Genomic DNA, 25,370 nt, shown 5'->3' with positions numbered 1-25,370 from the left:
CGGCGCCGGTGACCGCGATCGCCGGCAGTGGTCCGCGCCGGTAAATCGGTGTTCACCCGATCGGCCTGCCGGATACGTTGGAGAACTTTGCTCCTACCGGAAGGAAGGTCATGGACGCCCCCTCCCCGCACAGCAGGTTCCTCGACGAGGTGCTCCCCCGGATCCGGCAGGACCCGAGGGTGGCCGGTGTCGCCGTCGCGGGTTCGCTCGCGGGCGGGCGCCCCGACGCCTACTCCGACGTCGACCTCGTCGTGGTCGTCGACGACGAGGCCTTCGAGTCGGTCATGCGGGAGCGCCTCGCGTTGATCGGCTCGTGGGCCGCCCTGGTGGCGGGCTTCACGGGGGAGCACGTCGGGGAACCCCGCCTGATCATCACGCTCGTCGGACCTCCGCTGCTCCACGTCGACTTCAAGTTCGTGCGGGCCTCGGACTTCGCCGAGCGCGCCGAGGACCCGGACGTCCTGTGGGACCGCGACGGCGGTCTGGCCCGTTCCCTCGCGGAACGACCGCCGGTGGCCGCGGTGCCGGACCTCCAGTGGATCGAGGACCGGTTCTGGGTCTGGGTGCACTACGGCGCGACCAAGCTCGGCCGCGGTGAGCTGTTCGAGGCCATCGGCTTCCTCGGCCACCTGCGCGAGGCGGTGCTCGGTCCGCTGATCGCACAACGAGTGGGCGCTCCCCTCCGCGGTGTCCGCCACCTCGAGTTCGTCGCCCCGGACGAGGCCCGTGACCTCCGGAGGACCCTGTGCGGTTATGACCGGCACGAAGCCGGTCGCGCCCTCCTGGCCTGCGTCGAGCTGTACCGGCGGTGGCTCGACGACACCGGCGTGGCGATCGAGCGCCGCCGCCAGGCGGAAAAGCTCGCCGTGGAGTACCTCAACGACGTCCTGGAGCAGCAGGGCTGACCGGTCGTGCCCGGGCCCCGTTCCGACCGGAGCGGTCCGGGGCACGACCGCGCGGACCGACATCGGGGTGCGTGGCAACGGCCTTCCCCGTGCGCCCGCTGCCCTCGGCGGCCTCCCGGCGCCGCACCTGCCGCCGCGGGTGAGCGAGGTGCTGCCCGGCATCGGCGTCGCGGTCGGGCGACGCCTGGTCGATTCGGCGCCTCCACAGCGGCGGTGGCTGTGCCGGTGTGCGGTTCACGGGGTGATGATCTCCAGGACCACCTGGCCGTAGAGGCCGGACAGGGTGCCCAGGCCCAGGTTGCACAGCAGGATGTTCGTGCTGGGGTAGATGATGGTGTGCACGAAGGTCGCCCCGGTGAACACGCCGGAGGTGACCGTGCCGGTGGTGACGACGGTCAGGGCGACGCCGCTCAGGCTCGACACGTTGTTGCCGGACAGGACGGAGGTCTGGCCGGTGTTCCAGGTGATCGGGATGGTGATCGCGTTCGCGCCGAGCAGGCTCAGGCAGGTCGCGCCCGAGGAGGTGCCGGTGGCGGTCGAGTGGCCCGAGGTGATGTCCGGGTGCGTGGCCGAGACGCAGGGGCCGTACTGCCGGGACACCGTGAGCGTCATGTTCTGCGGGTAGCTGGTCGCGGGCGGGTCGAACAGCAGGCTCGCGCTGCTGGGTGGGGTGCACGTGAGGTCGAGGCCCGCCGCGGCGGCCGTGCCGGGGGTGACGAGCGGGACGGACGCGACGGTGATCAGGACCGCGGCCAGGAGGGAGGCGACTCGGGACATCGATGTTTCCCCTTCCGAACACGAATTCCGCAGGAATGCGAATTCGGTGGTGTCGGCACTGTTCTATCGCGCACCGCAAGGCTTCGTTACCCGCCCTGACTCGATCCTGCTCGACCTCACCCCTCGTCGACTTGAACCGCGCCGCGGGCGCGGGTCAGGCCGGTGACCCCAGCGGGAAGCCCAGACCGCGACCGGCCTCGGTGAGCTCGTCGCGGACCCGGGGGTGGGCGACGTGGTCGATGATCTGCTGCGCCTGCTCGCCGGCGTCGTGGCCCCAGATGGTGGCGGTGCCCTGTTCGCTGACCAGGTAGCTGTGCTGGAAGGAGGTGACCGGGCCGGTCAGGCGGGGCACCACGGTGGACACGTCGGCCTTGGGGTGCCAGGAGGGCAGGGCCACGACCGCCCTGCCGCCCGGCGAGTGCAGGGCGCCGACCACGAAGTCGGTCTGCCCGCCGAACCCGGAGTAGATGACCCCGTGCACCCGGCTGGCGTTGGCCTGGGCGTACAGGTCGACCTGCAACGCGCTGTTGATCGAGACCAGTCGCTGCCTGCGGGCGATCAACCCCGGGTCGTTGGTCTTCTCGGTGCGCAGCAGGCGGACCCGCGGGTTGCGGTCCACCCACTCGTAGAGCTCCGGGCTGCCGAACACGAACGAGGCGGTCACCGGGACGTCCGGGTCGAGGGCGCCCGCCCGCTCCAGGCCGAGCACGCCGTCGCTGAACATCTCCGACCACACCGCCAGGCCGCGCCGCTCCACCAGCGCCGCCAGCACCGCGTCCGGGACGGCGCCGATGCCCATCTGGAGGGTCGCGCCCGCCGGGACGAGCGCCGCCACCCGGTCGGCGATCGCGTGGGACACCTCCCCGACGACGCGGGGCTCCGGGGAGGTCAGCGGCTCGTCGACCTCGATCGCGTGGTCCACCTCCTCGCAGGGCAGCACCCCATCGCCGTGCGTGTAGGGCATCCGGGGGTTCACCTGGGCGATCACCAGGCCGCCCCGGGCACGGGCCGCCTCGATCGCCGCGGGCAGGACGTTCACCTCCGTGCCCAGCGACACGCGCCCGTCCACCGGGACCGAGGTGTGGACCAGCACGACGTCCGGGGGCAGCGACTGCCGGAGCAGGTGGGGCACCAGCGACAGCCGGGAGGGGAAGTACCGCAGCATCCGCTTGCCGCGCATGCCCGGCCCGACGAACGGCGTCTCCAGCACCACGCCGTCGCGGTCCGGGACGCCCGGCTGGGCGTTCAGCGCGAACAGGCGGTACTCGGCCACCGCCCCGTCCAGCACCTCCAACGCGCGGCGCGGGGTGGCGTGGTTCCCGCTGACCACCACCCGCGGGCGGGTGGGGAGACCGGACAGCACGGCGGCCAGCCGGGACTCGGACAGAACTCGCATGGGATCGGTCACCCAACTGGTTCGCAAGGGGCGGCGTCGTCGAACGCGGTCGGCCCGACGGGCGTGGACCGGTGGGTACCCGGCGAGCCCGGGGACAACCCGTGCCCCGTCGGCCGTCCTCGTGACCGTCACCCGGTCGAGCGAATCATCGCCGCGGGCGGGTGGGCCACCCGGCCCACCGGCGACCCCCATCGCCCACCACCCGTGAAATCCGGCGACACCGGCGGCCGTCCCCGCCAGGATGACCGGTGTGGAAGAGGTTGAAGTCGTGGTCGCCCACCGACAACGGGCGACGCTGCGCGTCGGTGACGTGTTCCTCAAGGTCGACGGCGACCCCGCGCACGCCGAGGTGGAGGTGCGGGCGATGGGGATGGCGCCCGTGCCGACCCCGCCGATCCTCTGGCGCGAGCCGCCCGTGCTCGCGATCGCCGCCGTGCCCGGGACCGCGCTCGGCGTCCTCGGGGAGCCGTCGACCGCGTCGCCGGCGGCGTGGGCCGCGACGGGCGCCGCGATCCGCGGGCTGCACGACGCGCCGTTGCCCCCGTGGCCGGGGCCGAGGCTCGACGACCTGGCCGCGGAACTCGACCGCGAGTGCGCGTGGCTGCTCGACAACGCCGTCCTGCCCACCGAGGTGGTCCGGCGCAACCGCGAGATCGCGGGGGCCGCGCTGAGGCCGTGGACCCCGGTGTTCATCCACGGTGACCTGCAGATCACCCACGTGTTCGTCGACGGCGACGAGGTCACCGGCATCATCGACTGGTCCGAAGCCGCCCCCGGCGACGCCATGTTCGACCTCGCCGTCCTGACCCTCGGGCACGAGGAACGCCTGGACGACCTGCTCGCCGGCTACGGCCCCGACGCGGACCGGGACGTGATCCGCGCCTGGTGGTCGCTGCGCAGCCTGACCGCGTCGCGCTGGCTGATCGAACACGGCTTCGACCCGGACTCCCCGGGGTGCGAGTTCGACGTGCTCCGAGCCCGGATGCGGGAACCCGAGGGCCTTCGTCGCAGCTGAGGCCCCGGCCCTCGGCGGACCGGTGCGGTCCACCGGGGACAACCAGGGGCCGTGGATCGGATGTCACCGATCGCGGGCACGATCGTGCCGTCGGAGGTGGCCTCGCAGTGCCCTCGCCAACCGGGGCGGTGGCGGAGGTGCGCCGGTCACGGTCGACGTGGGCGAGTGCGTGGAGCCGGCACGCGCGGGCGGCTCTTCGCGTGGTCCTGTCCGCGCCGGTCGCCGGTCGCCGGTCGCCGGTCGCCGGACCAGCGACCCCGAGCGCTCAGCGTGGCAGGACTCCGGATCGCCAGGGCGAGGTCCTCGGCCGGGTGGAGTCGCCGGCGATCCAGTTGTCGGGACTCATGGCGACCAGGCCGACGTCGAGCACGCGCCGCGCTCCGGCCTCGACGGTGAAGACCTCGCCGGCTCCGTGGCGTTTCCAGCCGTCGTGGACGGTGGGAATGATGTCGGAGTCCGTGCTCCCGTCAACCCAGGGTGGCGTGCACCCGGTGGGCGTGGGCGAGCAGCACCAGCTCGGCGGCGTCGGGGGCGGGATCGACCGCCACCGCTCCGATGCGCAGCTCCGCCAGGTGCGAGTCCAGCGGATCCCCGACCAGGTCCCCGCGCGCGGCGCAGGCCGCCACCGCGTGGTGCACCGGGCCCCCCGCGGCAAGCAGCGCCTCCACACGCGGAGTGCCGGCCATGCCCATCGCGTTCGCCACGTCGATCAACAGCATCCTGAATTCCACTGCGACAGGCATTCCGGGCATTCTCACCTCACCTCACACAACCCCACCCAAGCAGAGCCGATATCGCCATGGTCGCTTCCCAGCACGGATGCGCACGACCGCGTAGCCGGGTTCGGGTTTGCCGAGCCCGCGCTCCTGATCGGGATCCGGGCAGCCCCACCCCGCGTCCCACCCCGTGCCCGACCCGGCGAGAGGAGCGGCCAGTGGACCAGGTGGACAAGGCGCTGGGGCGCCTGGAGACGCGGGTCTCCTCCCTGGAGCAGCAGGTGCGACGGGAACGCGTCGCCCGCTCCCCCAGAGCACTCGCCACCGGCGCCGCCACCGTGCTGGCCGTGGCCACCGCCATGCCGTGGGTCACGGTGGACAACCGGTTCCACAGCCTCTGGGGCCTGTTCGACCGCTACCCGCTCCCAGTCGCGGCGCTGCTGGTCCTGCTGCTCGCGCACACCGCCCACGGCCTGACCACGGCAATGGCGGACGAGGTGACCCGGTGGTCGACCCGCGTGTCCGCGGCGCTCGGGGCGGCCGTGCTCGGCGCGGCGCTCTGGCTGCGCCTGGACCCCGGCCGCGACCTGGCCCGCCGGTTCGGCGAGGACGACATCACCTGGACCCCCGCCACCTGGTTGACCCTGGCAGCCGCGGGCTCCGTCGTCCTGTCGGTGCGCGCCCTGCCGCGCCGACGGGAGTAGCGGGCACCCCCGAACGGTGTCGTCGGATGCGAGCACACCCCCGCACGTGTTCGACAGACAGCAGGGGCGGCGCCCGACCGGGATGCCGCCCCTGCCGCACCAGGCTTCAGAACACCGCCGAGACGTACCGGCGGCCGTCGGTCCCCTCGACCTCGACCGCCACCACATCGGCGCGGGCCACGGTCGCCGCGCCGTCCACGGTGGTGCCGTCGAGCGAACCGGCGGCCGACCCGACCCAACTCGCCGCGGTCTCCCTCGTGCCCGCACGCGAGACGACCACGACCCGCAGCGGCTGACCCGCCGGGAACCCCACCACCGTGGCGCGCACCCGCACCCAGCCGTCCTCGGGCGTCACCGACGCGGTGATCCGCACGGCGGTCCCCGGATCCGTCGCCGACCGCACCTCCGCGGGCGGCGGCGGTGACGACGAACGGGGCGGCGGCAGCGGCACGACCACGTCCGGCGCGGTCCACCGCCCGACCGCGAACCCGACGGCGAGCGCCGCGACGACCGCGACCACCCCCGCCGCACCGACCACCCACGGCTTGCTCACGGCACGCCCCCCGCGGTTCCTAGTCCACGTAGTAGTACAGCTCGGCCACCCACTCGTCGAAGTAGGAGCTGAGCGTGTAGGTGCGGTCCTCGTCCACCCGACTGGTGATCGCGTTCACGTAGCCGAGCGACGACCCGTAGTCGTAATCCACCAGCCACGGCCCGCCGCTCGCCCCCGGCGTCATCGCGCAATCGACGTAGATGTCCGAGGTGAACCACTCCGAGTACGTACCCAGCCCATCGCAGTAGTACGGCACGTCGCCGGGGTACGGCGCCTCGGCCGGGTAACCCCACACCACCACGGTCTGATCGTAGCCCGCGTTGACCCGCAGGCCGTTGGCCCCGACCACGTCGACCACGTTCTGCCCGCCACGAGCGGCCAAGTTGACGAAGCCGTAGTCGTAATCGAAGTCGGAATCGTCGATCCACTCCGACCACACCGTCCACCGCTGGGCCCAGAAGATGCCGTGCGGCCGAGACGTGCCGTGCAACTGGGGCACGAAGAACGCCTCGGTGAAGTGCCAACCGCCGCCCTCACCGCTGTGGATGCAGTGCGCCGCGGTGGAGATGAGGTTGCGGCTGCCGCTGTTCACCACGGAGGCCGAGCACCACGCGACGGTCGACCCGTCCGGGTTGACCAGGTACATCCGGCCGTGGGTGGCCGGCGCGGGCAAAGCCGACGCACCCGCACCCGCGACCGCCGCGGGCTCGGCGATCGACCGGGGCTCGACCTGCCCGGTCGAGCGGGATCGACGCGCGGACCCCGCGTTCACCGGCGGAGCCAGCGGCTTCGCCGTGCGGATGGCCTCCGCGATGCGCTCGTCGGTCCACCGCTCCCCCCGCGTGGCCGAAAGCTCCGCGGCCGCCGTGACGCTGACCGGCTCGATGTCGTCGACACCCGGCGCGGCCACACCGGCCGGCTGGACCACCACCGCCGCGGCCAACGCCACGGCGACGGCTAACGCTGCTCTTCTCACGTTTCCCCCTGGACTCGCGATGCGTGCCCGCGAACGCGCGGCACGGAGCCGAAGAGCGCAGTAGGTGAAGAAGACGAACGAACCCCCCGGAAGCCCCCCAGCTCGACGTCGAGACTCCCAGATGCCGGCGGGGCGGTGTACCGCCGAACCGGGGACCCGGCGCCCGCACAGGCCGGCCGGCACCCACTCACGTCCAGGATGTGTCCATTATGGACACCATGTGGCGCTGGGGACCTCGTCGCGCCTGACAGGTCAGGCCCGAGCCCAGACCGGCGCGACCGCGCACCGCGACCAGATCCGGATCGCTCGGCGTGGCGTGCCCTCACTTGCCCAGACGAACGACCGGGCCGACTCCTTCGATCCCGGCACCGTCGCTGCCCCTCGAAGGCGAATCACCGAGCAGTCCCCCATTCGTATGACCTGATCACCCAGAGCGATAATTTGGTCGGGTTTGACTGGCAGTGCCGTCAAGGCAAGTCCGCAGCGCGCGAATGACCAGTGCGCCAAAATACTCCCCCCTCATCCGCAAAAGTGCGGACCGCACTCATGCCGCCACGCGGTAGCACTGTCCCGAACGCGCTGTACCGAAAACCAGCCGCCATCTCCGTCACGCACGGTGCCGAAAAGAGAGAGAAGCGTGGAACGCACAACCGAGTTCCAGGACCTCGCGGCTCGAGCCGCTTCCCGAGCGGTGGCGGCGATGCCGACCGAGGCCTGGCACGACTTCCGCACCCGGCTCGCCACGGCCCTGGCAACGGTGAGCAGTGGCGGCACGGCGGAGCTGGCCGTGGTGGACGCCTGCCGACGACAGCTGATGAGCGTCGAGGCCGACGACCTCGCGGTGGTCAGCCGATCGGTGGCCGCCGCCGTGAGCGAGCAGTTGCGGCAGACCCTCCACAGCTCTCCCGAGATCGCCGACGAACTGCGCGGTATCGCAGCGGGTCAGCCCGGCAACGCGCCCACGGTAACCCAAACCGCCCATGCCACTCGCCGCTCACAGGTTTTCCAGGCCGCCGGCAACCAGACCATTCACCTGGAGAGCCCTCGCAATGACCGATAGCAGCGGCGAATTCCACTCCTCCTGGTCCGGCTCCACTCCCCCCACCGGTCCCGGGTTCGACCCCGGAACTCTTCCCGTCTTCGAACCCAGAACAGCACACATCGCGGGGGCGGGAATGCCCACCGCCGAAGCCCTCCCCGCACCGCCTCCCGAATTGCACCTGCACGCTTCCGCGGACCGCGGCGCCCAGATCTTCCAGAGCGCGGGACCGCAGACCATCTACGGCCGGGAGGTGCTGCACGACGAACCATTCCCGCAGGAGGAGTTGCGCATCGCCCTGGACGGCTTCGTCGAGCCGCCCGGTCTGGGCAGCGCTCGCGACAAGTTGGCGAACAGGGGCGTGGTGGTCCTGGTGGCGCCACGCGGCGACGGGGCCTCGACCGCCGCCCTGCACCTGCTGGTGGAGCACCACGAGACCGACGCCGACCAGGCGGTCGATCACCAACCCGCGTGGCAGCGGTTGGCGAACGAGGCCGGACCGCGACTCCTCACCGCGGACTGGGCCACCCCCAACGCGCACCGCATCCCCCGGCGGCCGGACACCGGGTACCTGCTCGACCTCACCGCCGAAGAGGAGGACATCAAGACCGAGTTCCGCCGGGCGCTGGTCCGCCTCGGGCGGGAACTGCGGGGCCTCCGCTCATGCCTGGCCGTGGTGGTCACACCGGACCAGTGGGGTGAGGTCAAGCAGGACCCCGAACTCGACTCGATCACCGCGCAGCTCAAGCCGCCGGACCCGGTCCGACTGGCGCAGCGGCACATCGAGTTCGTCCACCGGCGCCGTGACCGACTGCGCCGACTCCAGGACGCGCAGGTCGCACTGACCTCCCACATGCGCCCGAGGGTGGCCGCCGCGATCGCCGCGGTGCTGGCCATCGCCGACGAAGCCGAGGTGGCGCCCGGGCTCAACGCCGTCCTGGAGTGGCCCGACTACCTCGCAGCCCGCTTCGACACCGAGGTCGACCCCAAACAGCGGGCACTGCTGTGGTCCCTCGCCGTGCTCGACGGCGCGCCCAAACGAGTGATCTTCAACGCGGCTCGCACGTTGATGGGTCAGGTAAACCTCAAAACCGACCACGCGACCACCCTGGCCGGTCCCGACCTGTCATCCCACCTGAGGAAGCTCGAAGCCGCCGTCAGCGAGGAGTTGGTGTCCCTCAACGCCGTCAGGCCGGGCCTCTCCCCGGTCGTGCTGGGTCACATCTGGCGCGAGTACGACGACCTGCGCGACGTGATGCTCGACTGGCTGCTGACCATCGGCGGCCCCAACGGGGCCGCCGCGCACCACGGCGGCCAAGTCGTCCGCGCACTGTTCGTCCTCGCCCGGCAGGACCCGAACGCCCAAGTGCTCCGACTGCTCGGCTCCCGGATCGAGCAGGGCAAGCGGCTCGCGCTGATCGTCGACCTGCTCCACGAAACAGCCATTGAGGGCGAGATCGCCCGAGCCGCACGCGACCTGCTCCTCGACTGGGCCAAGGGCAACGACGAGAAACTGCACGAGGTGGTCGCCCGCGTCTGCGGTGGCCGGTTCGGCCACGTCCTCCCCGAACGGGCCCTGGTCAGACTGAAATGGCTCTTCACCAGGACGCAGCCCAAGTCCCGCCGCCACGCCGCCGACGCGATCAGGTCGCTCCTGGTCCACGACGCGGGCCTGGACGTCGCCGTGTTGAACACGGTCGTCGACTGGCTGCGCAGTGGTCATCAAGCAGGTCTGCCCGCGTTCGCGCAGACGATGACGATCACCGAGCAGTCCCTGCCCTGCATCCGGGCCCTCCTCGACCCGCTCCACGACCCGGACGGCGGCGTCAGCACCGCCCTGGTCGAAGGGTGGAGCCTGCTCCTGAGCGCCACGCCCCAAGACCAGTCCGAGCAGCTCCAAGCCCTGCGCAGCTGGTTCGACGCCGCCGACAACGGCCACCTGCCCGTCGACCGCGTCACAGCGGTGTTGCAAGCCGCCGCCGGCGCGTCGCTGGGCGACAGCAGCACGGTCAAACTGCTCCTCCAAGCCCGCGACCTCGAACAAGAGCGGCGTTCAAGCACCGAGACCGGCCTGATCACCTGGCTGTTCGACCACATCAACACCTTCAACCGGACACCACGACACGACGCACCACCGGTGGCCGCCCCACCCGCGGACGAGTTCCCGCGATGAACTGGTTCAGACGAGGCGCCTCTCGCGACCCGTTCACCAGCGCACCACTGCGTGCGGTCCTGTGCAGCAACCTGCCCGGCCTGCACTTCACCGCCGAGATCACCATCAAGTGGAGCACCGAGGCCGCCACCGACAACGAAACCGACGACCGCCGCACCAGACCGAACACCACGACACGCGTGGACCGTCTCCCGTCCATCGACGTGCGCGCACGTTCCCACCTGCGCAGGAAGGCCGCACAAATCACCAAACGGTGCTCCGTGCTGGACTGCGACCAAGCCTCCGATGAGATCTTGCTGAACCTATCGAGCCCGACAGCCCTACCGGGCCTGCCCGCGGCCGAGGCCTGGATCACCGAGGCGATCCTGCACTCTTCGCCGGAAGACCGTGAACGGGCACGAGAACACCTCTCGGCTCAGCGCCACGAACATCTCAGGACCTACCGCGCACGCACCCAGGCGATGGCGGTGCGAGCCCTGCTCTCCGATGAGGGCTTGGCCTACGCATGGTGGCTGACGCAGCGCGGTGAACCGACCACCTCCGTCCTCGACGAACTGAAGGAGGTCAGCAAACGCGTGGCGCACATGGGCGTGTTGCCTGATGCGGGGCCGACGACTCACGACCCCGTCGCTCACGCGGCATCACTGGTGCTGAGCAGGCTGACCACCGTCAACCGCGACATGCTGCTCGACCTGTTCCTGCGCGGAGCCGACTTCTTCGGCCAGGCCGACCCGCTCGAGCAGGTCTCCGAAACTCGGCTGGTCGGCTCGGATGACAGCACGTGGCTGGATGACTGACGTCGGCGCGGGACAGCTGGTTCGCCGGGTGCGGTTCGCCCGCTCCGGCGAACCGCCGAGAGGACGGGAGTGGCTTCAGGTAGAGGTCCAGCGTCATGTTGTGCGCAGCCGGTCGACGAGTCGGGTTCCACCGATGACATTTGATTCACACTGAAGATGTAGTGACAATATGACAGACATCGCTGGTTCCGTGCCGCGGGATTGCGCGGACGTCGATTTGGGCAACACACAACCGTGACGATCAGTGAGCTGGACCGGCGGACGGTGGTGACCGCGGAGAAGTTCGCGGTGCGCAGCGCGGTGTCCTTGATCGCCGCGAGCGCGGCCGGGGCCGCGTTCTTCGTGGTGTTGGCCTTGGTGTGGGCGGACTGGGCTCCTGTGCGCGACGCCGACCAGGCGATCTCGGCGGCGTTGAACCGCTGGGTCGCGGGTTCGGACGCCGCGGTGGCCGTGTTGGGCGCGATCACGACCCTCGGTGACACCGCCGTGCTGACCGGGGTGGCGGCACTGGCCGCGGTGTGGTTGCTGGTGCGTCGCCGTCCCTGGGTGGCGGTGCACGTGGTCGTCACCGCGGCGGGCGGCGGTTTGCTCGGCGTGGTGGTCAAGGAGCTGGTCGGTCGGTTGCGGCCACTGGTGGAGGTCGAGGTCGCCGGCGCGACCGGGCCGAGCTTCCCCAGCGGGCACACGTTGGGCTCCACCGTCACCTACGGCGTGCTGTTCCTGGTCTTCGCCTCCGTGCCGCGCGCCCGCGCCGCGTTGACGTGGCTGGTGGTGGCGGTCGTCGTCGCGGTGGGGCTGACGCGGGTGGCGCTGGGCGTGCACTACGCGACCGACGTGCTCGGCGGCTGGTTGCTGGGCCTGCTGTGGCTGGCGCTGACCACCGAGGTGTTCCGCCAGTGGCGGCGCGACCGCGGGATGCCGGACGTGCCCGTGGCGCACGGCCTGGTGCCCGAGGCCGCGGACGACCTCGAACCCGCGCCGGAGCGGGCGCACGCGCCGGGCGGGGCCTGGCGCGCGGCGGCGCGGCTGATGGTGGTGTGGGGCCTGCTGCTGGGCGCGCTGTTCGGCCTGGGCTCGTGGCTCACCGCCGCCGGCCCGGACGTCCCGCCGGCGTGGGACCGCGCCGTGGTCGAGTGGTTCGCCGGCCTCCGGACCCCGGACCGGGACGCGCTCCTGGTGCCGCTGGGCGACGCCACCGGCACCGGGCCGGTGATCGCCGCCGCGGTCGTGGTGTGCGTGCTCGCCCTCGCCGGGACGCGCGACTGGCGACCCGTCCTGCTGGTCGTCCTCGGCCTCGTCGGCGAGGTGGGCCTGTTCCTGATCACCTCGTCGGTCGTCGACCGCGCCCGGCCCGCGTCCCGGATCCCCAGCGACGTGCCGCCCACCTCCGCGTTCCCCTCCGGGCACGTCGCGGCGTCGCTGGTGCTCTGCGCCGCCGTGGTGCTGCTGGTCCGGCGCGCCGAGCGGGGGTGGTGGCGCGCGCCGGTGGCGGTGTTCGCCGCGGTGGTGCCCGTGGTCGTCGCGGCGCAGCGCCTCTACACCGGTCTCCACCACCCGACCGACGTCCTCGGCAGCCTGCTGCTCGCGCTGGTGTGGATCACGGTCGTGCACGCCGCGATCTACGGCCCGAGCGCGCTCCGAACCGCAAAACCGCGGCCCCGGAGCTGACGCCGGCGCGTGACCCGAGTCTCGTGCGATGGCGGTCCCGGTCCCTGTATAGGGTCTCCGAGTTCTCACCACCGCGTCGAGAGGGGGCGATCGGTGCTCGGGCTGCCCGACGAGCGCGACGTGGAGGAGTGGCGGGCCTCGGACCCGACGACCCCGCGCGAAGACCTCGACCGCGCGCCGGGCGCCCGTCCGGGCGAGGGGCGGGCGCCCTCGGACGCCGAGCTGATCGAGGCGGTGCGCGGCGGCGCGGTGCGGTCCTACGGGCAGCTGTACGCGCGCCACGTGACCGCGGCGCGCAGGCTGGCCCGGCAGCTGTCGCGCTCGCCGGTGGAGGCGGACGACCTGGTGTCGGACGCCTTCGCGAAGGTCCTGCTGGCCCTGCGGGGCGGGCGCGGGCCGGCGGAGGCGTTCCGGCCGTACCTGCTCACGACGTTGCGGCACACCGCCTACGACCGGACCAGGCACGAGCGCAGGGTCGAGCTGGCGGGTGACCTGGAGGCCGTCTCCGGCGTCGAGCGCGTGGTCAGCCAGCCGTTCCACGACACGGCGGTGGCCCGGTTGGAGCGGTCGCTGGCGGCGCGGGCGTTCGCCAGCCTGCCGGAGCGGTGGCGGGTGGTGCTGTGGCACACCGAGGTCGAGGGGCAGTCGCACGCCGAGGTCGCGCCGCTGCTCGGGCTGACCACCAACGGCGTGTCCGCGATCGCCTACCGGGCCCGCGAGGGGCTGCGGAAGGCCTACGTGCAGGCGCACGTCGAGCAGAACCCCGGCGGGCGCTGCCGCGCGGCGGCGTCGCGGCTGGGCGCGTGGACGCGGCGCGGGCTCTCCACGCGGGAGACCGCGCAGGTCGAGTCGCACCTGGACGAGTGCGTGGCCTGCCGGGCGCTGGCCGCCGAGCTGACCGACGTCAGCGGCGCGCTTCGCGCGGTCGTCGCGCCCCTGGTGCTCGGGATCGGCGCGTCCGGCTACCTGGCCGCCGCCGGTGGCGAGCACGCTGCCGGTGCCGCGGCGGCGGTGGGCGGCGCTTCGGGCGGCGGCACGTCAGGCACCGGCACAGGGGCCGGCACCGGCGCGGCGGGCGGTGGCTCCGAGATGGCGGGCAGCGGCTCCGGCGCCGCGGGTGGCGGCGCGACGACACCCACCCAGTGGCTCGGAGCCGCCGCTTCGGCCGTGGCGGTGCTGGTCGCCGTGCTGACCGGGGCCGACGTCACCCGGCAGGCGATCGTGCCCGACCTCGACCCGACGTCAGCCCCCGGCGAGGTCGGCGTTTCCCCCACCTCGTCGGCGGAGCAGCCGCCCGCGCCCGGCGCCACGACGGCCCCCACCACGACCACCGGCGCCGCCGCGCCGCGGACCACCGGCTCCACGACGATCGCGCCGTCGACCACCATCGCCACGACCACCACTGCCAACGCGGTGACCCCGCCGGGCAGCGAGCTGACCCCGGACGTGCCGACCGCGTTCGCCACCGGCATCGGCGGACCGCCCACCGACCTGCCGGTGACCGTCCACAACACCGGCGTGCACCCGCTGCCGCCACCGGTGCTCACCCTGTCCCTGCCCGACGACCTGCGCGTGGTCGGCCAGGGCAACAACCTGCTGGGCAGGCGGCTGGTGGCGTTCGACGGCGCGACCGGCCGGCCCCGGGCGGGGTGCCCGGCGGGCCGCGGCGCGGTGACGTGCGTGGCGGGGCGCGAGCTGGCGCCCGGCGAGTCGGTGACGTTCGTGGTGCGGCTGCTGGCCGGACCCCGGGCGGTGAGCGGCACGATCACCGGCACGGTGTCGGCGGGTTCGCTGCCGGCCACGCCGGTGGTGGTGCCCGTCACCATCACGTCGGGGTAGCGGGCGCTAGCCGGCGTCCCGGTGGATGCGGTGGTGGAGCAGCGCCTCGCGGAACCCGCCCCGCTCGTGCGCGGCCACCAGGTCGGCGGCGATGTCGCGCAGCTTGCCGTTGGTGTGCTGGGAGGCCCGGCGCAGCAGGGTGAACCCGCCCTCGGTGTCGCAGGAGAAGTGGCGCATCAGCAGGCCCTGCGCGAGGCCGATGGTGTGCCGGGTGCCCAGGGCCGTGGTCAGGTTCTCCACCAGGCGGCGGCTGTCGTGGAAGAGCTGGGCGTTGTCGAACGCCACCCCGGCGTGCAGGGTGACCAGCAGGATGATGTCGTAGGCGTGGTCGTCGAACAGGTGCGGCTCGCGGCCGAGCAGCGTCACCGCGGCGTTGGGCGAGCGCTCCGCGGGCACGGGCAGGACCAGGCAGCTGCGGAAGCCGCGGAGCGCGAGGCGCGCCGAGAACAGCGGCCACCGGTCCTCGTCCCGGGCGTCCTCGACGCGCCGCGGCTCGCGGTACCGCAGCACGTCCAGGAGCGGACCGCCGTCGGTCGCGGGGTCGGACTGGCTCACCGGTGGTTCGCCGGTGGTCGCGACGACCTCGAACCCGCCGTCCTCGCGGCGGACCGAGATGAACGCGATGTCGCACCCCGGCACGGACGCGACCAGGTGGTCGACGAAGTGGCGGGCGGTCGCCTCGTAGGCCTCGTCCTCGTTGAGCCGGGACATCTCGGTCAGGGCGGCGGCGAGCGCCAGGTCGTCGCGTGTCATTCGGTGCATCCCTCGGAAGGCTGTCCACCGCCTCCCGGTCGCGGTGGACCGGGACGACGGGAGCGGTCGGGCGGGATGCTGCGCTGCTGAACACCCCCGTCGGGGGCTGGACAGTAGCGCATGGACCGGCCGGCCGGACCGGTAGGACCGGGAAGAGGACCGGGCGGCGCGGGCGCTGGTTGGTTCAACGGCTCCGCGCCGCCCGGCCCCGGTCCGCCGGAGCGGACCTGCCGTGCAGGAACGCGCGCGCACGGGTGAAGCTGAGTTACCCGACTCGCGCGGCGATAAACGGCCGCCTCGGCCGAAAGTACGAGACCGGTTCCCGCAGGGGTGCATGGGCCGACGGGCCGCCCTACGTTTCCGATCATGACTACGACACAGGGCACCACGGCACCCCCGGTCACGCTCGTCGCCGCGTTCTTCGGCTTCCTCGTCTCCGCGGTCTCGGCGTTGGCGGGCGGTCTGGTCGTGCTGGGCATGGAGGAGGAACTGGCCGACGCGGTGCGCCGGTCCAGCCCCGGTTCCACCGAGGAGCAGGTGGGCGCGGCGGTCACGCTGGGCCAGGCCACGGTGCTCGGCACGGCCGTGCTGATCGCGCTGGTCTACCTCTGGCTGTCGTTCAAGCTGAAGGCCGGGCGGAACTGGGCGCGGGTGACGTTGACCGTGTTCACGGTGCTCCAGGTGGCGTCGGTGGTCGCCACCGACGGCAACACCTGGGTGGGCTACGCGAGTGCCGCCGTCGCGGTGGCGGCGCTGGTGCTGTCCTACCTGCCGGCGTCCAACGCGCACTTCCGGCGGGCCCGCTAGCCGGCCGGGCGGGCCGGGTTGGATGATCCGGGCATGACCGCGACCGGACCGCAGGCCAGGCGCGGCGTGCTCGTCGCCGAGCTCGCCGTCCTGGTCGCGGCCGTCGCGGTGGACGTGGCGTGGCAGGTGCGGCAGCCCGGTTCGCCGGGCGCGCTCGCGACGGCGGTGGGCTCGTTCGCGTCGCCCTCCGGGTCGGCGGTGGCGGTCCTGGCGGTGCTGCGGCGGCGGTTCCCCCGGCACGTGCTGTGGCTGGGCCTCGCGGTCGTGGCGTTGTCGCTGGTGGACACGGCGGTGGTGGCGTTCAGCGACGGCGCGCTGGGCCGCCGGCCGCCGGTCGCGGAGGTGTGCGCGGCGGCGCTGCTGGTCGGCGCGGGCTGCCGCAGGCTGCCGCCGGTCCGGGCGGCGGCGCTGACGGCGGCGCTGGGCGCGGCGATGGTCGCCGCTCCCCTGGTCCGCTTCGGGCTCGGCTCGACCGAGGCGCTGCTGGGCGTGCCCGCCGCCGTGCTGTGGGGCGCGGCGCTGGCCGTGGGGCTGGTGCTGCGGGACGCCGACCGCCGCCACCGGGTCGCGCTGGACCGGGTGCGCACCGACGAGCGCCTGGAGCTGGCGCGCGAGCTGCACGACCTGGTCGCCCACCACGTCAGCGGCATCGTGGTGCGGGCCCAGGCGGCCCGGGTCGTGGCCGGGCGCGGGCGACCGGGCGAGCACGACCCGGACGAGGTGTACCGGGAGATCGAGGAGGCGGGCGTGGAGGCGCTGACCGCGACGCGGCGGCTGGTGGGGATGCTCCGCAGCCGCGAGCACGCGCCACCGCCGCGCGGGGCGGGTTTCGGCGAGGCCGTGCGCGACGCGGCCGACGGTAAGTCCACTGTGGACATAGCGGAGGAGCTGGAGGCGATGCCGGTGCCACCCGAGCTGGCCGGCACGGTGCACCGCGTGGTGCTGGAGGCGCTGACCAACGCGCGGCGGCACGCGCCCGACGCCACCGAGGTCCGGGTCAGCGCGTTCACCGACGGCGACGACCTGGTGCTGGAGGTCCGCAACGACCGCGTGCCCGCGCAGCCCGCCGACCGGTCCGGCAGCGGGTACGGCGTCATCGGCATGGCGGAGCGGGTCACCGCGCTCGGCGGCAGCCTGCACGCGGGCCCCGAGCCGGGCGGTCGCTGGCGCGTCACCGCCCGGCTGCCCCTCGGCCCCGAGGAAGCGCCGTTCGGCCACCTCCCGAGGGCCGTCTGATGGCCACGCGGGTGCTCATCGCCGACGACCAGGTGATGGTGCGCACCGGTTTCCGGCTCATCCTCGACGCCGACCCCGGCATCGAGGTGATCGCGGAGGCGGCCGACGGGGAGTCCGCGGTCCGGCTGGCCAGGAAGCTGCGGCCGGACGTGACCCTGATGGACGTGCGGATGCCCCGGCTGGACGGCATCCGCGCCACCGGGCTGCTGGCCGGGCCGGAGGTCGACGACCCGCTGCGGGTCGTGGTGGTCACCACCTACGACATCGACGAGAACGTCTACGCGGCCCTGCTCGCCGGCGCGTGCGGGTTCCTGGTCAAGGACGCCGGGCCGCGGCTGCTGGTGGAGGCGGTGCACGCGGCCGCCAAGGGCGAGGCGATGGTGTCCCCCTCGGTGACCGTGCGGCTGCTCGCCCACTTCACCAACGGCGCGCGGGCGCGGACCGGGCGGCGGCGCGACCCGGACCTGCCGCTGACGGCGCGGGAGCTGGACGTGGTGCTCGCCGCGGCGCGGGGCCGGACCAACGCGGAGATCGCGACCGAGCTGGGCGTCTCGCTGTCGACGGTCAAGACGCACCTGGCGAGCGCGCAGGGCAAGCTGGGCGCCCGCAACCGCACCGAGATCGCCATCTGGGCTTGGGAGCGACGGCTGGTCAGGTAGGCCGCTCCGCGAGGGGTTCCGCGGTGGGGGGTTTCGCGGTGCGGACCACCACCGTCCGGGCCACGAGGTCGCCCAACCGCTGGTGCCGCGGCGTGACCACGATGAGCACCGCGCCGACCAGGCCGAAGAACAGGGCGTCGACCTGGAGCAGCAGCCAGCGCAGCAGGTAGGCCCGCAGGGTGGGCGGCCCGCCGCGCAGGGTCGTGACGCGCAGCCCCAGCCACCGCATCGCGGGCGTCGTGCCGCCGAGCCGGTGCGGGCACCACACCTCGACCCACAGGCTGCCGGCCAGCGACGACACCACGAGCGCGACGAGCGGCAGGAACAGCACCTGCCACGGCGGGCGCGCCACCTGCACCAGCAGCACCACCACCGCGAGGCTGAAGATCGCCGCGGACAGTGCGCCGACCACGATCAGCAGGGTGTCCAGGCCGTACTGCGCCAGGCGCCGCAACGCCAGCCCGGCCCCCGCCCGAAACCTCGCCACGGTGGGTCATCATGCCAACACGGGTCGTCTCAACAGGCCCGGGGCGGTGGCCATGCCCGAGAACCGCCACGCCCGGCGGCCTGCCTCTTGCGGCCTACCTCTTTCGGCCTACCTCTCGCGGCGTCCACCCAGCGGCATTCACCCAGCGGCATTCACCCGAGGCCCCTCACACCCTGGCGGCCACCCGTGCTCGGCGGGCCGCGCCGCGCAGCAGCGCCGATCGGCCCCGGTTGGGGACGGTCCACAGGTCGTGGCCGCGCACGCCCCACCTCGCCAGCAGGGCGTTCGCGGCGAGGAAACCGGTGGTGGCGGCGCGTTCCATGAGCGCGACCGGGAGGTCGACCCGGGTCAGGTCGCCCGCCAGCACCAGCGCCGGGTCCGGGGTGGCGACGGTCGGGCGGGCGGTGAACGAGCCCGGCGCGAACAGCGGGCAGTCGTCGGACAGGACGTGCTCGGCCTGGAGCACCCGCGCCCCGGTCAGCTCCGGGTAGACGGTCTCCGCCTCCGCCACCAGCCCGGCGACCACCTCGTCCCGGTCCGCGCCCTCGGCCAGGGCGTAGGCGTGCAGCTCCACCACGGACCCGCCGGTGCGGTCGCGGTAGGCGCGGGCCTCGTCCTCGAAGTGGTCGAGCACGCTGATGTTGTCCAGCAGCCCGAACCCGCTGGTCCCCAGGAACGGCGGCCGGTCGCGCCGGGCCGGCCGGTCCAGCCACAACCTGCTCACCAGGAACGGCGGCGCGGTGCGCAGGTCCGCGACCCGCGCCCGCCACGCCGGGTCGCCGAGGTCGGGCGAGGCCGCCACGACGGCGCGCAGGCCGCGGACGTCGGTCGCCAGCACGACCCCGTCCACCTCCTCGCCGTCGACCCGGTGAATGCCGTCGTGGCGGGAGACCCGGTCGACCGCGCTGCCCGTGCGCACCTCCACGCCCAGCGACTCCAGGTAGCGGCGCAGCGGTCCCCAGATCGTCTTCGGGTAGGGGTCGCGCGGCACGTCGAACAGCAGTCCCTCGCTGGAGCCCAGGAAGTAGATGTGGAACATGGTCGCCAGCTCGGCCGCCGACAGCGCGGACGGGTGCGCGAAGAAGCTGCGGGAGAACACCTCGAACGCCAGGTGCCGCGCGGTGTCCGGGAAGCGGATCGCCCTCAGGAACGCGTCGGCGTCCGAGGTGTCCAGCTCGGCGTAGGTGCGCGGCAGCGACACGTCGAACAGGGCGGTGGCCGCGCGCGTGTCCATCCGGGTCAGGTCCCGCAGGGTGAAGGTGTCGCTGCGCAGCACGAAACCGGCCACGTTCCACGGCGGGGTCAGCGGCAGCCCGGCGAAGCTCTCCCGCGTGCCGTCCGCGTGGACCAGCGGGTAGTCGGCCACCGGCCGCAACAGCGCCAGGTCCGGGTCGACGCGGCGCAACAGCGCGCGCAGGTTGTAGTACTGGCGGAAGAACGCGTGGAAACCGCGGGTCATCGTCTCGCCCGTGCCGGTCTCCCAGCCGCGCACCCGCCCGCCCAACTGGTCCTCGCGCTCGTGCAGCACCACGCGCACGCCGCGCTCGGCCAGGCCGACCGCGGCGGCCACCCCGGCGATGCCGCCGCCGACCACCGCGACACGGGGCGGCGCGCCGCCGACGTCCGCGCGGCGCCGGCCGACCGGTCCGGGCAGCAGGCGGGCGTGCCTGTCGCGCCCCGGCGCGGAGCGGCTGTCACCCGCCGCCGACGACACGCCGCCACCCGCACGCGGCTCACCCAGCGACTCCGGCGCCGAACGACCGACACCGGCCACCGACGGCACCCCACCCCCACCCGGCTCACCGAGCGGTTCCGGCGCGGAACGGCCGGCGCCCGCCGGCGGTGTGGTGGTCATGCGGCCGATCCTGGCACCGCGACCGCGGTCCCGCTGGACGAGTCGCCAGGCGATCCGTGGCGCGCCTCCCCCGCTCATCAAGCCCGTCCGGGTGAGGGCCCTTACTGTCTTGGACATGTCGACCGGTGTGGCTTCCCGCGCCCCCGCACGCGTCCTCCCGGCCGTGGCGTGGGTCTGCGGCGCGGGCGTCGTCCTCGCCCAGATCGTGTACTCGATGGCCGACCCCGCCGACCGCCTGCCGACCACGGTGCTGTCCGTGGTGCTGTTCTGCGTGGCCTCCACCCTGGACGCGGCGGCGCGGCGCGGGTGGCGGGCGGCGGGTGCGCTGGTGGCCGTCGCGGGTGGTGGCGGTTTGCTGGCCGAGGCGGTCGGGGTGCGCACCGGCTTCCCGTTCGGGGACTACGACTACACCGGCACCCTCGGCGCGGAGGTGCTGGGCGTGCCGGTGCTGGTGCCGATGGCCTGGGTCATGATGGCGTGGCCGGCGGTGCTGGTCGGCCGGGCGCTCGGCAGGGGCTGGGCGGTGGTGCCGCTGGCGGCGTGGGCGTTGGCGTCGTGGGACGTCTTCCTGGACCCGCAGATGGTCGACGCCGGCCACTGGGCGTGGGCGCACCCGGCGCCGGGGCTGCCCGGTGTGGACGGCATCCCGCTGACGAACTTCGCGGGCTGGCTGCTGGTCGCGGTGCTGATCACCGGCGCCCTGCACGCGCGGCTCGGGCCGCGCGCCGACCGCGAGACCGACCTGCGCGCCGGTCCCGCGCCGGTGCTGTACCTGTGGACCTACGGGTCGTCGGTGTGGGCGCACGCGGCGTTCTTCGGCAGGCCCTGGGTGTCGCTGGTCGCCGGTCTGCTGATGGGCGCGGTCGCCGTGCCGTTCGCGGTCGCGCTGTGGCGGGCCCACCGGTGAGGCGGGCCGGCCGCCTGCTGCGCGGGGTGGTGGCGGGCGGTTCGGCGGTGGCCGCGCTCGGCGCCGCGCACGCCCTGGTCAACTCGCGCCTGGTGCGCACGCCGGCCGCGGACCCGCCGCCGTGCCGGGAACCGGTGTCGCTGCTGGTGCCCGCCCGGGACGAGGCGCACCGGATCACGCCCACCCTCCGGTCGCTGCTGGCGCAGCGCGGTGTGCCCGACCTGGAGGTGCTGGTGCTGGACGACGGGTCCACCGACGGCACCGCCGACGTGGTCCGGGCCGTCGGCGGCGACCGGGTGCGGGTGATCACCGGCGACCCGCCGCCGCCCGGCCTGCCCGGCAAACCGCACGCCTGCGCCCGCCTGGCCGCCGAGGCCCGCGGCCGGGTGCTGGTGTTCGTGGACGCGGACGTGGTGCTGGCGCCGCACGCGGTGGCCGCCGCCGCGCACCTGCTGCGGTCGGCCGGCCTGGACGCGGTGTCGCCGTTCCCCCGGCAGCTGGCCGACGACGCCGCGACGCGCCTGGTGCAGCCGCTGCTGCCGTGGTCGTGGCTGGTGTTCCTGCCGCTGCGCCTGGCCGAGCGGTCGCCGCGGGAGTCGCTGTGCGCGGCCAACGGCCAGTTCTTCGTCATCGACGCGGCGGCGCTGGAGCGCTGCGGCGGGTTCGGGGCCGTCGCGGACGCCGTGCTGGACGACATCGCGCTGATGCGGGCGGTCAAGCGCGCGGGCGGGCGCGGCGCGGTGGCGGACGGCAGCGGGGTCGCGGAGTGCCGGATGTACCGGGGGTGGCCGGAGGTCGCGGCGGGCTACGAGAAGTCGCTGTGGGCGGCCACGGGCGGCCCGGTCGCGGCCACGGCGCTCGCGGCCGGGCTGGCGTCGGTGTTCGTGCTGCCGCCGCTGGCCGCCCTGGCGGGGTCGCGCGCCGGGCTGCTGGGGTACGCCGCGGCGGTCGCGGGCCGGGTGGTCACCGCGCGCCGCACGGGCGGGCGGGCGTGGCCGGACGCGTTGGCGCACCCGGTCTCCGTCGGCGCGCTGCTGACCCTGCTGGCCCGCTCGTGGCGGGCGCGCCGCTCGGGGTCGCTCACCTGGAAGCACCGACCGCTGCACGGGAGCCGCTGATGGCGCGGGTCGTCGTCGTGGGCGCGGGCATGGGCGGGTTGTCCGCCGCCGCCCGGCTCGCCGCGGGCGGGCACCGGGTGACCGTGCTGGAGCAGTCCGGCGGCCACGGCGGGAAGCTGGGCGAGCTGCGGCGCGACGGGTTCTCCTTCGACACCGGGCCTTCCCTGCTGACGCTGCCGCAGGTCTACCGCGACCTGTTCACCGACACCGGCGGGCCGCTGGACGACGAGGTCGACCTCGTGCCGGTCGACCCCACCTGCCACTACCGCTTCGCCGACGGGTCCGAAGTGGACCTGCCGCACGACGCGGCCGCCGTGCCCGCCGCGCTGGAGGCGTGGAGCCCCGGCACGGGCGGGCAGTGGGCGGCGCTGATGGCGGACGCGGCCCGCCTGTGGGACCTGGTGGGCGAACCGGTGCTGCAACGGCCGCTGGGCGGGGTGGCCGACCTGGTGCGGCGGTCCGCGAGCGTGCGGGACCTGCTGGCCCTGTCGCCGTGGCGGACGCTGCGCGACGTGGGCCGGCGGCGGCTGTCCGACCCCCGGGCGCGCGTGCTGCTCGACCGGTACGCCACCTACAGCGGCTCGGACCCGCGCCGGCTGCCGGGGCTGATGACCGTGGTGCCGTACGTCGAGCAGCGCTACGGCGGCTGGTACGTGCGCGGCGGTCTGCGCCGGCTCGGCGACGCGCTGTTCGAGCGCTGTGAAAAGCTCGGGGTGCGGTTCGAGTTCGACGCGCGCGTGACGGCGGTGGAGACCTCCGGTGACGGGGTGTCCGGGGTGCGGTTGGCCGGCGGCGCGACCGCGCCCGCCGACGTCGTGGTGTCCAACGCGGACGCCACGCGCCTCTACGAGGACCTGGTGACCGACCGGCGCGCCCGCCGGCCGCGCCGGTCCCTGGGCCGCGCCGTGCCGTCGCTGTCGGGTTTCGTGCTGCTGCTGGCGCTGCGCGGCCGGTCACCGCGCCCGTACCACCACCGCGTGCTGTTCCCGGCCGACTACGACGCCGAGTTCGACGCCCTGTTCGGCCGCGCGCCGCGACCGGTGGCCGACCCGGCGGTGTACGTGTGCTCCCCCGACGACCCGGCGGTCCGGCCGGACGGCCACGAGGCGTGGTTCGTGCTGGTGAACGCGCCGCGCCAGGGCCCGGTCGACTGGACCGCGCCGGGTGTGGCGGAGCGGTGCGCCGATCGCGTGCTGGACGTGCTCGCCGAGCGGGGCCACGACGTGCGCGACCGGCTGCTGTGGCGCGAGGTCCGCACGCCCGCCGACTGGGAGCGCGACACCGGCTCCGCGGGCGGCGCGCTGTACGGCTCGTCGTCCAACGGCCCGCGCGCCGCGCTGCTGCGCCCGGCCAACCGCAGTCCCGTGCCGGGCCTCTACCTGGTCGGCGGGTCCGCCCACCCGGGCGGCGGGCTGCCGCTGGTCGCGATGTCGGCGCGCATCGCGACCGACCTCATCGGACCGGCGTGAGCCCGTTCAGCTCGCGCCGGACCGCCACCGCGAGCTGGACGCCGCCGACCACGGCCGCGGCCGCCCACAGGGCGAGGCACACCGCGCCCCAGGACCAGCCCAGCCACGGCGCGCCGGCGGGCCACGCGCCCGCGCCCAGGCACGCCACCGCGGCGATGACCACGCGGGTGGGCCGTTCGGCGACGGTCACCGCGCCCGCGCCGCTCATCCCGACGCCCTGAGCGCGGGCGCGGGCGTACTCGTGCAGGAACAGCGCCGCGCCCACCGCCGCGCCGAGCCACCCCGGGCCGCCCAGCACGACCAGCAGGACCACCAGGGCCAGGTCGCCGAGGCGGTCGGCGACCGCGTCCACCACCGCGCCCAGCGGGCGCGCCCGCCCGGTGCGCAGGGCCACCGCGCCGTCCAGTCCGTCGAGGACACCGGAGACCACGACCAGCAGCGCGGCGAGCAGCACCCACCGGCCGCCCGCCGAGGCCACCCCGACCGCGCCGAGGGCCACCACCACGCCGCACGCCGACAGCGCGTCCGGGGACGCGCCGGGCAGCCGCCGCGCGATCGCGTGCACGAACCGGATCCAGCCGACCGCCAGGCGGCTGCCGGACACGTCCTGGCCGTGCAGCCTCGACCAGCCCTCGACCGGCTCCAGGTTGTCCACCGGCTCACGGTACGCGGACGGCCGGGCCGGGTACGTATGCGGCCATGGGACTCATCCGCGCGACGATCCGCCACGCGCTGTCCGCGTTGCGCGGGCGCGACCTCGCGCTGTGGGCGGCGGGGATCACGTTCTTCGCCGCCTTGGCCGTCGTGCCCGTGCTGCTGCTGGCGCTGCGCGGCGCGGCCGAGCTGTTCGGCGCGGACCTGGTCCTCGGCGGCGCGCGCCTGCTCGCCGGCGCGCTGCCCGACGCGCAGCGGCCCGGCCCGGCGCTGGAGCTGCTGGCGACCTCGGCCCTGGACGCGTCGTGGTGGGTGCTGGCCTCCGCCCTCCTGCCCGCCAGCCTCTACGGCGAAGGGCTGCGCCGGGGCCTGGCGCAGCTCGCGGGTGAGCCGGCCGGCGCGAAGACGGGGTGGCTCGGCCGCCTCGGCTTCCTGCCCGTCATCGTGGTCTCGCCGCTGCTGCTCGCCGCGCCCCTGGCGGCGGCGCCGCTGGTGGCGCCGCAGTACCGGGCGGGCGGCTGGTCGGCGGTGTGGGGCGTGGTGGTGTCCTTCCACGTCGACTGGGTCGCGCTGTCGGTGGCGATCTGCCTGGTGTTCCTGGCCACCGGCCCGTCCGCGCTGACGCGGGCGCACGCGGTGGCGGGCGGTTTCGCGGTGGGCGCCGTGCTCACCGGTTTCCTGCACGGCTTCCTGCTGTTCCTGGCCATCCCGGTGGACTGGGCGTTCCCGTTCGCCGGGCTGCGGGTGGTGGGCGCGGTGGCGGCGCTGGGGCTGTGGGCGTACCTGCTGCACGTGGTCCTGCTCCTCGGCTACCGGGTGCTGCTGAGCTTCCGCGCTGTACGGGACCGGGGCGGCGTGGTCTCCTGA

24 protein-coding genes are annotated in these 25,370 nt (G+C 74.2%); 15 read left to right on the top strand and 9 right to left on the bottom strand.

What is annotated here, in order from left to right; translation table 11 throughout:
- Positions 1 to 110: 110 nt before the first annotated feature.
- A complete protein-coding gene (locus tag ABD223_RS27680) occupies positions 111 to 905 on the top strand; it encodes a nucleotidyltransferase domain-containing protein (RefSeq protein WP_344039488.1) in 795 nt (264 codons plus the stop codon).
- A 234-nt stretch (positions 906 to 1,139) separates the two neighbouring features.
- On the opposite strand, the gene ABD223_RS27675 is transcribed toward ABD223_RS27680, so the two are convergent.
- Together ABD223_RS27675 and ABD223_RS27670 are read right to left on the bottom strand one after the other, a co-directional pair.
- Positions 1,140 to 1,682, bottom strand: a complete 543-nt coding sequence (locus ABD223_RS27675; RefSeq protein ID WP_344039487.1) for a hypothetical protein — start codon at positions 1,680 to 1,682, stop codon at positions 1,140 to 1,142.
- A 154-nt stretch (positions 1,683 to 1,836) separates the two neighbouring features.
- Positions 1,837 to 3,078: an acetyl-CoA hydrolase/transferase family protein gene (locus tag ABD223_RS27670; protein WP_344039486.1), complete on the bottom strand. Its 1,242-nt coding sequence runs from the start codon at positions 3,076 to 3,078 to the stop codon at positions 1,837 to 1,839.
- A gap of 250 nt (positions 3,079 to 3,328) precedes the next feature.
- Here ABD223_RS27670 and ABD223_RS27665 point away from each other — a divergent pair, with 250 nt between their 5' ends.
- Positions 3,329 to 4,093 carry a phosphotransferase family protein gene (locus ABD223_RS27665; protein WP_344039485.1) on the top strand — a complete coding sequence of 255 codons (765 nt, stop codon included), beginning with the start codon at positions 3,329 to 3,331 and terminating at the stop codon, positions 4,091 to 4,093.
- 467 nt (positions 4,094 to 4,560) lie between these two features.
- On the opposite strand, the gene ABD223_RS27660 is transcribed toward ABD223_RS27665, so the two are convergent.
- Positions 4,561 to 4,812, bottom strand: a complete 252-nt coding sequence (locus ABD223_RS27660; protein ID WP_344039483.1) for a hypothetical protein — start codon at positions 4,810 to 4,812, stop codon at positions 4,561 to 4,563.
- Between the two features lie 215 nt (positions 4,813 to 5,027).
- On the opposite strand from ABD223_RS27660, the gene ABD223_RS27655 reads away from it, so the two are divergent.
- Positions 5,028 to 5,513, top strand: coding sequence for a hypothetical protein (locus tag ABD223_RS27655; RefSeq protein WP_344039482.1), 486 nt, complete (start codon positions 5,028 to 5,030; stop codon positions 5,511 to 5,513).
- A 106-nt stretch (positions 5,514 to 5,619) separates the two neighbouring features.
- Here the strand turns inward: ABD223_RS27655 and ABD223_RS27650 are convergent, their stop codons facing one another.
- The gene (locus tag ABD223_RS27650; protein ID WP_344039481.1) at positions 5,620 to 6,066 is read right to left on the bottom strand and encodes a hypothetical protein; all 447 of its coding nucleotides are present in this window, start codon (positions 6,064 to 6,066) and stop codon (positions 5,620 to 5,622) included.
- 19 nt (positions 6,067 to 6,085) lie between these two features.
- The gene (locus ABD223_RS27645) at positions 6,086 to 7,042 is read right to left on the bottom strand and encodes a trypsin-like serine peptidase (protein ID WP_344039480.1); all 957 of its coding nucleotides are present in this window, start codon (positions 7,040 to 7,042) and stop codon (positions 6,086 to 6,088) included.
- Between the two features lie 637 nt (positions 7,043 to 7,679).
- Between ABD223_RS27645 and ABD223_RS27640 the strand changes: the two genes are divergently transcribed.
- The 5 genes from ABD223_RS27640 to ABD223_RS27620 all read left to right on the top strand — a co-directional run bounded on the left by ABD223_RS27640 (position 7,680) and on the right by ABD223_RS27620 (position 14,558).
- Complete coding sequence (locus ABD223_RS27640; protein WP_344039478.1) at positions 7,680 to 8,102, top strand: hypothetical protein; 423 nt, start codon at positions 7,680 to 7,682, stop codon at positions 8,100 to 8,102.
- 154 nt (positions 8,103 to 8,256) lie between these two features.
- On the top strand, positions 8,257 to 10,254 hold the full coding sequence (locus tag ABD223_RS27635; protein WP_344039476.1) for a hypothetical protein: 1,998 nt from the start codon (positions 8,257 to 8,259) through the stop codon (positions 10,252 to 10,254).
- Positions 10,251 to 11,051, top strand: coding sequence for a hypothetical protein (locus ABD223_RS27630; protein ID WP_344039475.1), 801 nt, complete (start codon positions 10,251 to 10,253; stop codon positions 11,049 to 11,051). Before ABD223_RS27635 ends, ABD223_RS27630 begins: the two co-directional genes overlap by 4 nt.
- A 234-nt stretch (positions 11,052 to 11,285) precedes the next feature.
- The gene (locus ABD223_RS27625; RefSeq protein WP_344039473.1) at positions 11,286 to 12,719 is read left to right on the top strand and encodes a phosphatase PAP2 family protein; all 1,434 of its coding nucleotides are present in this window, start codon (positions 11,286 to 11,288) and stop codon (positions 12,717 to 12,719) included.
- Positions 12,720 to 12,812: 93 nt separating this feature from the next.
- Positions 12,813 to 14,558 carry a sigma-70 family RNA polymerase sigma factor gene (locus ABD223_RS27620; RefSeq protein ID WP_344039472.1) on the top strand — a complete coding sequence of 582 codons (1,746 nt, stop codon included), beginning with the start codon at positions 12,813 to 12,815 and terminating at the stop codon, positions 14,556 to 14,558.
- Positions 14,559 to 14,564: 6 nt separating this feature from the next.
- Here ABD223_RS27620 and ABD223_RS27615 read toward each other — a convergent pair whose 3' ends face one another.
- A complete protein-coding gene (locus ABD223_RS27615; protein ID WP_344039471.1) occupies positions 14,565 to 15,311 on the bottom strand; it encodes an ANTAR domain-containing protein in 747 nt (248 codons plus the stop codon).
- A gap of 366 nt (positions 15,312 to 15,677) precedes the next feature.
- Between ABD223_RS27615 and ABD223_RS27610 the strand changes: the two genes are divergently transcribed.
- From ABD223_RS27610 to ABD223_RS27600, 3 genes are read left to right on the top strand one after another with little or no spacing between them, the layout of a single operon-like run.
- Positions 15,678 to 16,118, top strand: coding sequence for a hypothetical protein (locus ABD223_RS27610; RefSeq protein ID WP_344039470.1), 441 nt, complete (start codon positions 15,678 to 15,680; stop codon positions 16,116 to 16,118).
- A 33-nt stretch (positions 16,119 to 16,151) separates the two neighbouring features.
- A complete protein-coding gene (locus ABD223_RS27605; protein ID WP_344039469.1) occupies positions 16,152 to 17,354 on the top strand; it encodes a sensor histidine kinase in 1,203 nt (400 codons plus the stop codon).
- The gene (locus ABD223_RS27600; protein WP_344039467.1) at positions 17,354 to 18,013 is read left to right on the top strand and encodes a response regulator; all 660 of its coding nucleotides are present in this window, start codon (positions 17,354 to 17,356) and stop codon (positions 18,011 to 18,013) included. Before ABD223_RS27605 ends, ABD223_RS27600 begins: the two co-directional genes overlap by 1 nt.
- On the opposite strand, the gene ABD223_RS27595 is transcribed toward ABD223_RS27600, so the two are convergent.
- Both ABD223_RS27595 and ABD223_RS27590 read right to left on the bottom strand, forming a co-directional pair.
- Positions 18,006 to 18,500, bottom strand: coding sequence for an RDD family protein (locus ABD223_RS27595; RefSeq protein WP_344039466.1), 495 nt, complete (start codon positions 18,498 to 18,500; stop codon positions 18,006 to 18,008). The two genes, ABD223_RS27600 and ABD223_RS27595, sit on opposite strands and share 8 nt — an antisense overlap.
- Before the next feature lie 166 nt (positions 18,501 to 18,666).
- Complete coding sequence (locus ABD223_RS27590; RefSeq protein ID WP_344039465.1) at positions 18,667 to 20,355, bottom strand: FAD-dependent oxidoreductase; 1,689 nt, start codon at positions 20,353 to 20,355, stop codon at positions 18,667 to 18,669.
- Positions 20,356 to 20,470: 115 nt separating this feature from the next.
- Between ABD223_RS27590 and ABD223_RS27585 the strand changes: the two genes are divergently transcribed.
- Genes ABD223_RS27585 through ABD223_RS27575 form a run of 3 tightly spaced genes read left to right on the top strand, consistent with a single transcriptional unit; the run spans position 20,471 to position 23,849 of the window.
- Complete coding sequence (locus ABD223_RS27585; RefSeq protein ID WP_344039464.1) at positions 20,471 to 21,262, top strand: carotenoid biosynthesis protein; 792 nt, start codon at positions 20,471 to 20,473, stop codon at positions 21,260 to 21,262.
- A complete protein-coding gene (locus ABD223_RS27580) occupies positions 21,259 to 22,380 on the top strand; it encodes a glycosyltransferase family 2 protein (protein ID WP_344039463.1) in 1,122 nt (373 codons plus the stop codon). Before ABD223_RS27585 ends, ABD223_RS27580 begins: the two co-directional genes overlap by 4 nt.
- A complete protein-coding gene (locus ABD223_RS27575; protein WP_344039462.1) occupies positions 22,380 to 23,849 on the top strand; it encodes a phytoene desaturase family protein in 1,470 nt (489 codons plus the stop codon). The genes ABD223_RS27580 and ABD223_RS27575 overlap by 1 nt, the downstream gene beginning before the upstream one ends.
- Here the strand turns inward: ABD223_RS27575 and ABD223_RS27570 are convergent.
- Positions 23,833 to 24,504 (bottom strand): CDP-alcohol phosphatidyltransferase family protein, encoded by a 672-nt coding sequence (locus ABD223_RS27570; protein ID WP_344039460.1) that lies wholly within the window; start codon positions 24,502 to 24,504, stop codon positions 23,833 to 23,835. The two genes, ABD223_RS27575 and ABD223_RS27570, sit on opposite strands and share 17 nt — an antisense overlap.
- Positions 24,505 to 24,548: 44 nt before the next feature.
- On the opposite strand from ABD223_RS27570, the gene ABD223_RS27565 reads away from it, so the two are divergent.
- Positions 24,549 to 25,370, top strand: coding sequence for a YhjD/YihY/BrkB family envelope integrity protein (locus tag ABD223_RS27565; protein WP_344039459.1), 822 nt, complete (start codon positions 24,549 to 24,551; stop codon positions 25,368 to 25,370).

Source organism: Saccharothrix xinjiangensis, from assembly GCF_039527585.1.
In the GTDB taxonomy this organism is placed as follows: Bacteria; Actinomycetota; Actinomycetes; order Mycobacteriales; family Pseudonocardiaceae; genus Actinosynnema; species Actinosynnema xinjiangensis.
This window is presented reverse-complemented; position numbering and strand designations above follow the sequence as displayed.

What these genes read in the sequence shown, in the direction of transcription:
- ABD223_RS27680 (WP_344039488.1), top strand. Translation starts at nt 111, where the DNA reads ATGGACGCCCCCTCCCCGCACAGCAGGTTCCTCGACGAGGTGCTCCCC.
- ABD223_RS27675 (WP_344039487.1), bottom strand. Translation starts at nt 1,682, where the DNA reads ATGTCCCGAGTCGCCTCCCTCCTGGCCGCGGTCCTGATCACCGTCGCG.
- ABD223_RS27670 (WP_344039486.1), bottom strand. Translation starts at nt 3,078, where the DNA reads ATGCGAGTTCTGTCCGAGTCCCGGCTGGCCGCCGTGCTGTCCGGTCTC.
- ABD223_RS27660 (WP_344039483.1), bottom strand. Translation starts at nt 4,812, where the DNA reads ATGCTGTTGATCGACGTGGCGAACGCGATGGGCATGGCCGGCACTCCG.
- ABD223_RS27630 (WP_344039475.1), top strand. Translation starts at nt 10,251, where the DNA reads ATGAACTGGTTCAGACGAGGCGCCTCTCGCGACCCGTTCACCAGCGCA.
- ABD223_RS27615 (WP_344039471.1), bottom strand. Translation starts at nt 15,311, where the DNA reads ATGACACGCGACGACCTGGCGCTCGCCGCCGCCCTGACCGAGATGTCC.
- ABD223_RS27610 (WP_344039470.1), top strand. Translation starts at nt 15,678, where the DNA reads ATGACTACGACACAGGGCACCACGGCACCCCCGGTCACGCTCGTCGCC.
- ABD223_RS27605 (WP_344039469.1), top strand. Translation starts at nt 16,152, where the DNA reads ATGACCGCGACCGGACCGCAGGCCAGGCGCGGCGTGCTCGTCGCCGAG.
- ABD223_RS27600 (WP_344039467.1), top strand. Translation starts at nt 17,354, where the DNA reads ATGGCCACGCGGGTGCTCATCGCCGACGACCAGGTGATGGTGCGCACC.
- ABD223_RS27590 (WP_344039465.1), bottom strand. Translation starts at nt 20,355, where the DNA reads ATGACCACCACACCGCCGGCGGGCGCCGGCCGTTCCGCGCCGGAACCG.
- ABD223_RS27585 (WP_344039464.1), top strand. Translation starts at nt 20,471, where the DNA reads ATGTCGACCGGTGTGGCTTCCCGCGCCCCCGCACGCGTCCTCCCGGCC.
- ABD223_RS27575 (WP_344039462.1), top strand. Translation starts at nt 22,380, where the DNA reads ATGGCGCGGGTCGTCGTCGTGGGCGCGGGCATGGGCGGGTTGTCCGCC.
- ABD223_RS27565 (WP_344039459.1), top strand. Translation starts at nt 24,549, where the DNA reads ATGGGACTCATCCGCGCGACGATCCGCCACGCGCTGTCCGCGTTGCGC.